Origin of the sequence: Methylibium sp. (assembly GCF_013817365.1) — a bacterium.
Lineage (GTDB): Bacteria > Pseudomonadota > Gammaproteobacteria > Burkholderiales > Burkholderiaceae_C > Methylibium.
In genome coordinates, this window is sequence record NZ_JACDCU010000205.1 from 1 (window position 1) to 6,987 (window position 6,987).

General features: G+C 66.1%; 14 protein-coding genes. 13 read left to right on the plus strand and 1 reads right to left on the minus strand.

Going from position 1 to position 6,987, the window contains the following annotated elements:
• The 12 genes from H0W38_RS13020 to H0W38_RS13075 all read left to right on the plus strand — a co-directional run.
• Positions 1–342: hypothetical protein (locus H0W38_RS13020; protein WP_292454678.1), on the plus strand; the 342-nt coding region annotated here is incomplete at its 5' end.
• Positions 339–863: a hypothetical protein gene (locus H0W38_RS13025; protein ID WP_292454681.1), complete on the plus strand. Its 525-nt coding sequence runs from the start codon at positions 339–341 to the stop codon at positions 861–863. The genes H0W38_RS13020 and H0W38_RS13025, both read left to right, overlap by 4 nt.
• A gap of 262 nt (positions 864–1,125) precedes the next feature.
• A complete protein-coding gene (locus tag H0W38_RS13030) occupies positions 1,126–1,965 on the plus strand; it encodes a major capsid protein P2 (protein ID WP_292454684.1) in 840 nt (279 codons plus the stop codon).
• 18 nt (positions 1,966–1,983) lie between these two features.
• The gene (locus H0W38_RS13035) at positions 1,984–2,325 is read left to right on the plus strand and encodes a hypothetical protein (protein WP_292454687.1); all 342 of its coding nucleotides are present in this window, start codon (positions 1,984–1,986) and stop codon (positions 2,323–2,325) included.
• Between the two features lie 23 nt (positions 2,326–2,348).
• A complete protein-coding gene (locus H0W38_RS13040) occupies positions 2,349–2,723 on the plus strand; it encodes a hypothetical protein (protein WP_292454689.1) in 375 nt (124 codons plus the stop codon).
• A gap of 3 nt (positions 2,724–2,726) precedes the next feature.
• Positions 2,727–3,119, plus strand: a complete 393-nt coding sequence (locus H0W38_RS13045; protein WP_292454691.1) for a hypothetical protein — start codon at positions 2,727–2,729, stop codon at positions 3,117–3,119.
• A complete protein-coding gene (locus tag H0W38_RS13050; protein WP_292454693.1) occupies positions 3,119–3,739 on the plus strand; it encodes a hypothetical protein in 621 nt (206 codons plus the stop codon). The genes H0W38_RS13045 and H0W38_RS13050 overlap by 1 nt, the downstream gene beginning before the upstream one ends.
• Positions 3,740–3,746: 7 nt before the next feature.
• Positions 3,747–4,082: a hypothetical protein gene (locus H0W38_RS13055; protein WP_292454696.1), complete on the plus strand. Its 336-nt coding sequence runs from the start codon at positions 3,747–3,749 to the stop codon at positions 4,080–4,082.
• Positions 4,082–4,930 carry a hypothetical protein gene (locus H0W38_RS13060; protein ID WP_292454697.1) on the plus strand — a complete coding sequence of 283 codons (849 nt, stop codon included), beginning with the start codon at positions 4,082–4,084 and terminating at the stop codon, positions 4,928–4,930. Before H0W38_RS13055 ends, H0W38_RS13060 begins: the two co-directional genes overlap by 1 nt.
• 6 nt (positions 4,931–4,936) lie before the next feature.
• The gene (locus H0W38_RS13065) at positions 4,937–5,068 is read left to right on the plus strand and encodes a hypothetical protein (protein WP_292454699.1); all 132 of its coding nucleotides are present in this window, start codon (positions 4,937–4,939) and stop codon (positions 5,066–5,068) included.
• 268 nt (positions 5,069–5,336) lie between these two features.
• Complete coding sequence (locus H0W38_RS13070; RefSeq protein WP_292454701.1) at positions 5,337–5,537, plus strand: hypothetical protein; 201 nt, start codon at positions 5,337–5,339, stop codon at positions 5,535–5,537.
• Positions 5,534–5,704, plus strand: a complete 171-nt coding sequence (locus H0W38_RS13075; RefSeq protein WP_292454704.1) for a hypothetical protein — start codon at positions 5,534–5,536, stop codon at positions 5,702–5,704. Before H0W38_RS13070 ends, H0W38_RS13075 begins: the two co-directional genes overlap by 4 nt.
• A gap of 150 nt (positions 5,705–5,854) precedes the next feature.
• On the opposite strand, the gene H0W38_RS13080 is transcribed toward H0W38_RS13075, so the two are convergent.
• Positions 5,855–6,034, minus strand: a complete 180-nt coding sequence (locus H0W38_RS13080) for a hypothetical protein (protein ID WP_292454707.1) — start codon at positions 6,032–6,034, stop codon at positions 5,855–5,857.
• A 740-nt stretch (positions 6,035–6,774) separates the two neighbouring features.
• Between H0W38_RS13080 and H0W38_RS13085 the strand changes: the two genes are divergently transcribed.
• On the plus strand, positions 6,775–6,987 hold a 213-nt coding region (locus tag H0W38_RS13085), incomplete at its 3' end, for a hypothetical protein (RefSeq protein ID WP_292454708.1).

Below are 6,987 nucleotides of genomic sequence, written 5' to 3' on the forward strand. Positions count from 1 at the left end.
ACGGCGTCCCTCCTGGCGCTGACGCAGCTCCTGATCATGCGCAACGCGCTCGGCCCCGGCGTCGACCAGGTCGAGGGCCGCGCCGAGGCGCTGACCGCCGGCTGGACGCGCGTCCTGAATCGCTACGGCATGGAAGTTATGGGACCGTGGGCAGGGCTCGCGCTCGCAACCGGCGGCATCGCGGCGACCGCGTACGCGTCGAACGAAGAAACGCGCGGCCGTCTCGCGCGCTTCGTCGACTGGTCGAAACGCAAGTGCGTCGGCGCATGGCTCTGGTGGCGCGATCGGCGCGCATCGCGCCGGATCGGCGCTGAGGCGCGGGAGGAGCGGATGGCGGCGTGAGCCTCGACCATGCGTTAGTGCTGGGCATCACGAAGTCGGGGAAGTCGACGCTCCTTCACTGGCTGGCGAAGCTGCACCATGCGCGCGGCGATGGCGTGCTGATCCTCGATCCGCGCCGCGATCACGGATGGCCGAACGATCCGACGCGCGTCCGCTTCGCTCGCGACGCGGAGCACGTGCTCGACTTGGCGAAGCGCTCGCAGCGGTGCGCGCTCTTCATCGATGAAAGCGCGCGGATGCTCGGGCGGGATGCGCGCTTCGACTGGCTGACCACCGAGAGCAGACATCAGGGGCACGTCGCGTACCTGTCGGCGCTGCGCGCGACGATGGTCCTGCCGAGCCTGCGGGCTCAATGCGCGCGAGCGTTTGTCTTCCGGCAATCGCTGAGCGATGCGCGCGAGCTGGCGGACCAATTTGCCGAGCCGCGGTTGATCGAAGCGGCATCGCTTCCGCGGCATCAATTCATCGAGGTTGAGAGCTGCGGCGGCGCGCGGCGTCGGATGCTGACCCTGCCGCGCTAGAGTCTCGCGCCCTACCATACGGATGCGGCGTTGACTTGAGAAGAGGGAAACAGCGGTGAAACCAGGGCTTGCAAATAGGGCCGAATTGACCCTATGCTGGCGCGAACCGCTCCACGAAAGGGCACCCGATGAAGTCCATCCTGATCATGGTCGCCGCTGCGACTGCTGGCTCGTTCCTCGCCGGCATCCTCGCCAAGAAGCTCACGGCTTAAGCCGTACCTCCGTCCACGCCTGACGCGGCTTCAGCCCGCGGAGAATTCAAATGCTCATCGCAACCCCTCGCCGTCTCACCTTCCCGATCCAGAGCGGCAGGGATCCCGACAACAACGGGACTACGATCATCTCGCTTCCGGTCGGCCGGAACGGCCACGCCTACAAGCAAGTCGATCTGCTGCTCACGCTGGCTGGCGCCGTCGTGACTGATGCGAACATCGACACTCATCTCGCCCGCGTCGTCGTCCGCTTGAACGGTCGCACGTTCATCGACGTGACCGGCCTTGAATGGATGGACCTAACCGGCTTCGATCGCGCGCTGACCGCCAACTCTGGCATCGTGCCGATCCGCTTCGGGCAGCTCGACGCGCGCACCATCGAAGGCGAAGACGATCCCGTTTTCGGCACCCTCGACGTGGATGCGCTCGAAATCGAGCTGCAATGGAGCGCGACCGCTGGCGCGATCGTCGACAAGGTCGAGTGCCAGGGCACCGTTCTCGCCAATGAGCCGCTGGGCCAGTACCATAGCTGGCGCCGCTACTCCCCGACCTTCAGCGGTGCATCCGAGCACATCTGGGACGGCATCAAGCTGAGCGACCGTCAGGCGCTCGCCGCGCTGCACGTCAAGAATGCGAACGTGTCCAACGTCAAGGTTGAGCTGGGCAACGTCATGATCATGGACAGCCCGAAGAAATTCCTCGATCACGAGCTGCGCGAGTACGAAAAGATTCCGAACGCGATCTGGTGTCACGTCGACCTCACGCGCATGCATCGTCATTCGCACGCGCTGCCGCTCGGCGGCGACCTCCGCAACGCGCTGACCTTCAGCGTCGATCCGGCCGGCGCCGTCGTGATCATCGCCAAGACCGTCGAACAGTACGCGCGCTGAGGCGCTAAGGGACACGCCATGGGCCTCTGGGATAATCTCAGCGCAATCGCGAGCAACGCAGCCGGCGCTGCCGTATCGTCCGGCGCTGACCAGCTTCAGACGTACGTCGCCGGCCGTGTCGATCCGTCGGCGGCAGATCGGCTGTTGCCGCCCGGCGTGGCTCCGGCCGCGATCGTGCCGGCCGCGCCGCGCTCGGTGGAAACGCAGGCGCCGGCAATCGCGCACGATGGTCCCGATGCTCTGGCGCGACCGACTGGCGCGCTGGACAAGGCGATTGCGTTCGCGCGGACGAAGACTGGCATGGTCGTCCTGGTGCTCGTGGCAGGCGCCACGGTCTACTGGGCGACGCGGAAGGGCTGAGGCGCCCCATGGGCGCAGACAGCATGATGACGGCGCTCGCCGCGTCGTACGGCAACGGCGCCGCGCTGGGCGGCGGTGCCGCGCCAGCTGGCGGCGGTGGCGGTGCCGGCGCAGCCGGTGCGCTGGGCGGTCTCGCCAGCGCCAATCCCTATTCCCAGGTCGCCGGGCAAGCGCTCGGCGCTCTCAGCTCGATCACGGCGTCCGGCGCGATGCCGGCCGACACGCTGACCACCAGCGGCAGCGCGAAGTCGTACCAGGGGCTGATCGGTACCACGGTCGGCGGCGGCGACATCCAGACTGGCGGCGGCAATTCGAAGTCAGCCAGTCCGACGCTGATCATCGTCGGCGCGGCGTTGCTCGCAGTCGGCGTGATCGCGTTTGTCGCGCTGCGGAGGTAGACCATGCGCCGGAATCCAATCTCCCCCACGAGCTGCTACACCGGCCCGAAGCCGGTCGCGCTGTTTGTCGGCGGCAATAAGAAGCGCACATCGGTCGCGAATACGACGGACAGCGGGACGAAGATCACCGATAATTCTGAAAAACAGGTTACGGATAACGGGTCAATCGTGCTGGCCGAGGGCTCGACCTTCAGCATTACGACGACGACGGAACCGAACGAAGTCGGCGGCGCGCGCGACAGCGGCGGCGGCAGCTTCCGCGACCTGATCCCGCTGTTGGCGGACAATCGTCGCGAGGCTATGCCGTCCGCGGTCTCGAAACTGTCGACCCCGGCAATCATCGCCATGGTCGCCGGCGTCGTCATCATCGCCGTCGTCGTCCTGAGGAAACGCTAATGCAACCCGGACTTCGCCGCTTTTCGCGCACCATCGCCGGCGGCAAGTCCGACCTGGTGGTTAGCTCCACCTTCGATGGCTTCCGCATCACGGCATTAACCGATAGCTCGTCACTTTCCGTTCAAATCGACGGCAGCGAAATCGTTTCGTTTGCAAAGGGGATGGCGTGGCAGCGCTCGGCCGGCGAACTGCCGTGGACGACGCTGCGCATCTTCAACGATGGCGCCGCCGATCTGACGGTGTCCGGTTACGCCTACGTTGGCGGCGAGCTGCGCGACGACCGTTTGATTGTCGACGCAGCATCTATCATCCAGGTTAATCAGCAAAACACCGAGGCGACGGCAAACGCTCAGTGGGACGCGGTCGTGGCAACGACGACAAATCAGACCATCGTCGCGGCGGCGTTGATCCCGAATGGCGCGATCATCACGCAGTTGACGCTATGCTCGGAGGGCGGAAACAACGCCTTCGCGCAGATTCAGATGAACAACATATGCCAGCTGTTTTGCGGCAATGGTGAGCAGACGGTTCTTCCGTATGCGCTGAAGATCGCATCGAATGACATCGTTCTCCGATATATCGGACGTGCACTGACGTCCATCAGCTACAAGCCTTTGTGAGAATGCCATGATTGGCGCACCTAAGATAACCGCGCAGTCGGTCTATTTCACAACGTCGACCACCGGGATTACGAATTTACTCACGAACGCAACGAACGTCGGCGGTGCGTACATTAACTTCGCGCAACTGCGGTGCGCCGGCGCAGGCGTCGCGCAGGCCGCTTTTCTGCAAACGACTGCTGCCGGCGGAACGCGGGTGTTCCTGTATTCGACGGATGGAATTCATGTTATGCGGAATGATCGCATCTGGCTTCCGGCCGGCCACGGCGTCGACCTGAACCTAACGGCGGCCGTTTCGGTTTGGGGCCTTCTCTCGGCGCAGCTGATCGCAACTGGCGGCTGATGGACTACGCGCAGGCATCAGTGAAGTGGTTCGCCTTCCTGCGTGAAAACGGGCTGCGCGAATCCGTCTCGCTCAATGAGCTGGCGCTCGCCAAGGCCATGGACGCGGTCGATCCGGGCCAGCTTGAATTGTCGGGCAATGGGAGCGCGCTGAAGCATCGCGGCGTGCTGCTGGCGGCGACGCATGCGGCGCTGGCGCCGCTGCTGCGCATGCCGGGCTTCCGCTTCGCCATGTACGTCGAGCAAGCCGATTGGTCGATGCGCGTGCCGGTTTCATCGGCGCCACCCGCCGATCCGCTCTCGCGCATGGGGCCGCTCAATCGCGCGTTCGCGGCGTCTCTGCGCAAGCTCACCAGGGATAGGCTGGCGCCGCTCGGCATCGTGCCGACCGACAAGCTGCTGGCCGTGCTTGACGCTGGCGTGGTCGCCATGCCGGCGAGCGCCGGAAAAATCAAAGTCGTCGCGCCGTTCACTGCGCTTGACCAGCTCGCGCCCGTCGACCTGGTGGAGAGCTGGAACGCGATTGTTGCCGAATTCGATTCGGCGTGGAGCGGCTTTCTTGCGCGGCAGCTAGAAGCTGGACAGCGCGCCATTGAAGATTCGTACGCGGCAATCGCGCGCTGGGAAGCAATCGAGCGCGCGGTGATGGCGGTGCGGGATCTACCGCAAACCGTCGTCGCAACCGCCGTCAAGGGTGTGGGCATGGGCATCGCCGGGCTCGGGCTGGGCAACTGGGCCGTCCTCGCCGCGATCGGCGTCGGCTACATGCTCTGGCTCAACCGCGCGGCCGTCGCACCCGTCGCCGGCAAGCTCGCCGGGCGCGGCTTCGCGCGCCTCGTCGGACGGTGATCATGCATGCTGGACCCGGATTCGCTGTCGCACTTGGCGGACGTGCTCGAGCTGCCGCGCGACGCGCTCTATCTGCTGCTCCTCTTCTGGCACCACAAGCGGCTGGCGAGCTTGGAAGACAAGGCGCGCGACGAGTAGCCAATGGAATATGGCTGCTGCTGCTGCTGCTGCTGCTGCTGTCGATCGGCGGCTGCGCGAAGATCGGATTCGATCGCGCTGCGGCTGCGAAAGCTGCGCCAGTCGGCGCCGTCGTGGGCGGCGCAGCCGGCGGGCCGTCCGGCGCCGCGATTGGCTATGCTATCGCCTACCTGCTGGGCGGGCTGTCGCTGGGGGGCGTCGAGCTGGCGCGGCATCAGCAAGCGAAGCGCCGGCTGAGGAAATCCGCTCAATCTCAAGGAATCAAACCATGAATCTTCCGACCTCGACCCGCGCTCTGCGCGCGATCGCTCAGTCTGGCACCGATCACGAGCTGGTGGCCGCGGCCGTTGGCGAGCTGCTGCGACGCGAGGGCGGCGAAGCGTCGGCGCCGACGCCAGTGCCCGCTGTCGCGAGCGCGCCGAAGCGCGCAGCGCCGAAGAACGCGCCGAAGAAAAAGGGCAAGCGATGAGCAAGTTTCGGATGCCTGGCACGCGAGTGCCGGCCGACCTGCCGCCGGCCGAGCCGCGGGTGCCGGATCGCACGCTTGACCGGCGCGTGCTCAAGGTCGCGCGCCAGCGTCGTCGCGATCAGGATCGGATGCCCGGCGTGCTTGCACGCGAGCGCCGCGCGCGATAGTCGCCAGCGCTACCGGGGTGATGCCCGGCGGTGAACAGACCGAAGACCCCGCGGGTTCTCCCGCGGGGTTCTTCTTTGGCTGAGCCGATTTCACCTTCGGGATGTTCCCCATCCGGGGAGGCGCGCAGCGCCGGGGCAGAGCCCCCTGTCTCAGCGGTCGAGGATGACGGCGCTCGCTTCGCCGGGCGGCGGCGGCGGCGGCGCGATCGGCAGCTCGACTTCAATCGGCGCGGGCTCGTCGACCAGGTGCTCGACCAGCTCAATGCCGACGCCGATCAGAGAGAGCGCGGCGAGCGATGCGAAGGCCACGGCCGATGGGGTCAGGCGCATGGATTCGTTGTCGCACCCGAACGGAGTCGCGCCACCCGCAAGGGCCTCATTCGATACTGAGCCGTGGGAAGCCCCCTGGTGGCTCGGGTGGCAGCTGCGGGAACGTTCGAACCCAGCGCGCCGGCCGCGGCGGTTCGATCAGACGCGGCGGGCCGCAGCACGGCTGCAAATCGCGGCGGCGGTGGTCGCTGCAATCGATCTGCCGGCACCAGGAGCATTGCATCCAGACCCGCATCCCGCCGTAACGGCCGGTCGTCGTCAGCCCATTGGAGCGCCAGCGGTGGCGCGGTATCTTGGCGAGCACGAGGGCGGACGCTGAAAAGTTACGTCGATGCGTAAAGCCTAAATCCACGCATGAGTCTACGCGGCAAACGCGCGCAATACCATTGTTTGCGGTAACGTGCGTCTGACGATATACATTATGTTTTTTAGACGTAAGTCGAAGGCGCGTCATTCCAACGGCTTGCATCGTTTGTGGAGAATTGGCCAGTGACGGCCCGAAATCGGTACCTTCCCCTGGACGGACTCGGTTTCGGTTCTTATGGGATGAGGCGAGAGGCCACCGCCGTTTGCCCGGCGGTGACCCCTAGGACCAGGCGCGGCGCAATGCCAGCGGCCCGGTTGCCCCCCGTCGCGGACTTCACCCGCAACGGCTGAACGCCTTCTAGGGTGATGGGGGGGGTCGAGCAATCAGCATCGCCGCGATCGTGCGCGGCGTGCCTTGCCTGGGACTTCACCCCATGGTCTCTGACCAGCCTGCGCCGGCACCGGCCGTCGCCCCCCTCCACAATGCACTCTGCGCCGCGATCGCGGCAACCTGGTGCACCGGCCGCGCGGACTTCGCGGACATCGCCACGGCGGTGGTCGACGTGGTCGCGGAGCACGTGCGCCGCTACGGCGTGCCGGCGATGGACCCGCGCATCGCGCATGCGATGGCCGAGGCGATCGCAGAG

Excerpts from the sequence above, each read along its gene's own strand:
- H0W38_RS13030 (WP_292454684.1), top strand. The coding sequence starts at position 1,126 with ATGCTCATCGCAACCCCTCGCCGTCTCACCTTCCCGATCCAGAGCGGC.
- H0W38_RS13080 (WP_292454707.1), bottom strand. The coding sequence starts at position 6,034 with ATGCGCCTGACCCCATCGGCCGTGGCCTTCGCATCGCTCGCCGCGCTC.
- H0W38_RS13035 (WP_292454687.1), top strand. The coding sequence starts at position 1,984 with ATGGGCCTCTGGGATAATCTCAGCGCAATCGCGAGCAACGCAGCCGGC.
- H0W38_RS13065 (WP_292454699.1), top strand. The coding sequence starts at position 4,937 with ATGCTGGACCCGGATTCGCTGTCGCACTTGGCGGACGTGCTCGAGCTG.
- H0W38_RS13050 (WP_292454693.1), top strand. The coding sequence starts at position 3,119 with ATGCAACCCGGACTTCGCCGCTTTTCGCGCACCATCGCCGGCGGCAAG.
- H0W38_RS13040 (WP_292454689.1), top strand. The coding sequence starts at position 2,349 with ATGATGACGGCGCTCGCCGCGTCGTACGGCAACGGCGCCGCGCTGGGC.
- H0W38_RS13055 (WP_292454696.1), top strand. The coding sequence starts at position 3,747 with ATGATTGGCGCACCTAAGATAACCGCGCAGTCGGTCTATTTCACAACG.
- H0W38_RS13060 (WP_292454697.1), top strand. The coding sequence starts at position 4,082 with ATGGACTACGCGCAGGCATCAGTGAAGTGGTTCGCCTTCCTGCGTGAA.
- H0W38_RS13075 (WP_292454704.1), top strand. The coding sequence starts at position 5,534 with ATGAGCAAGTTTCGGATGCCTGGCACGCGAGTGCCGGCCGACCTGCCG.
- H0W38_RS13070 (WP_292454701.1), top strand. The coding sequence starts at position 5,337 with ATGAATCTTCCGACCTCGACCCGCGCTCTGCGCGCGATCGCTCAGTCT.
- H0W38_RS13045 (WP_292454691.1), top strand. The coding sequence starts at position 2,727 with ATGCGCCGGAATCCAATCTCCCCCACGAGCTGCTACACCGGCCCGAAG.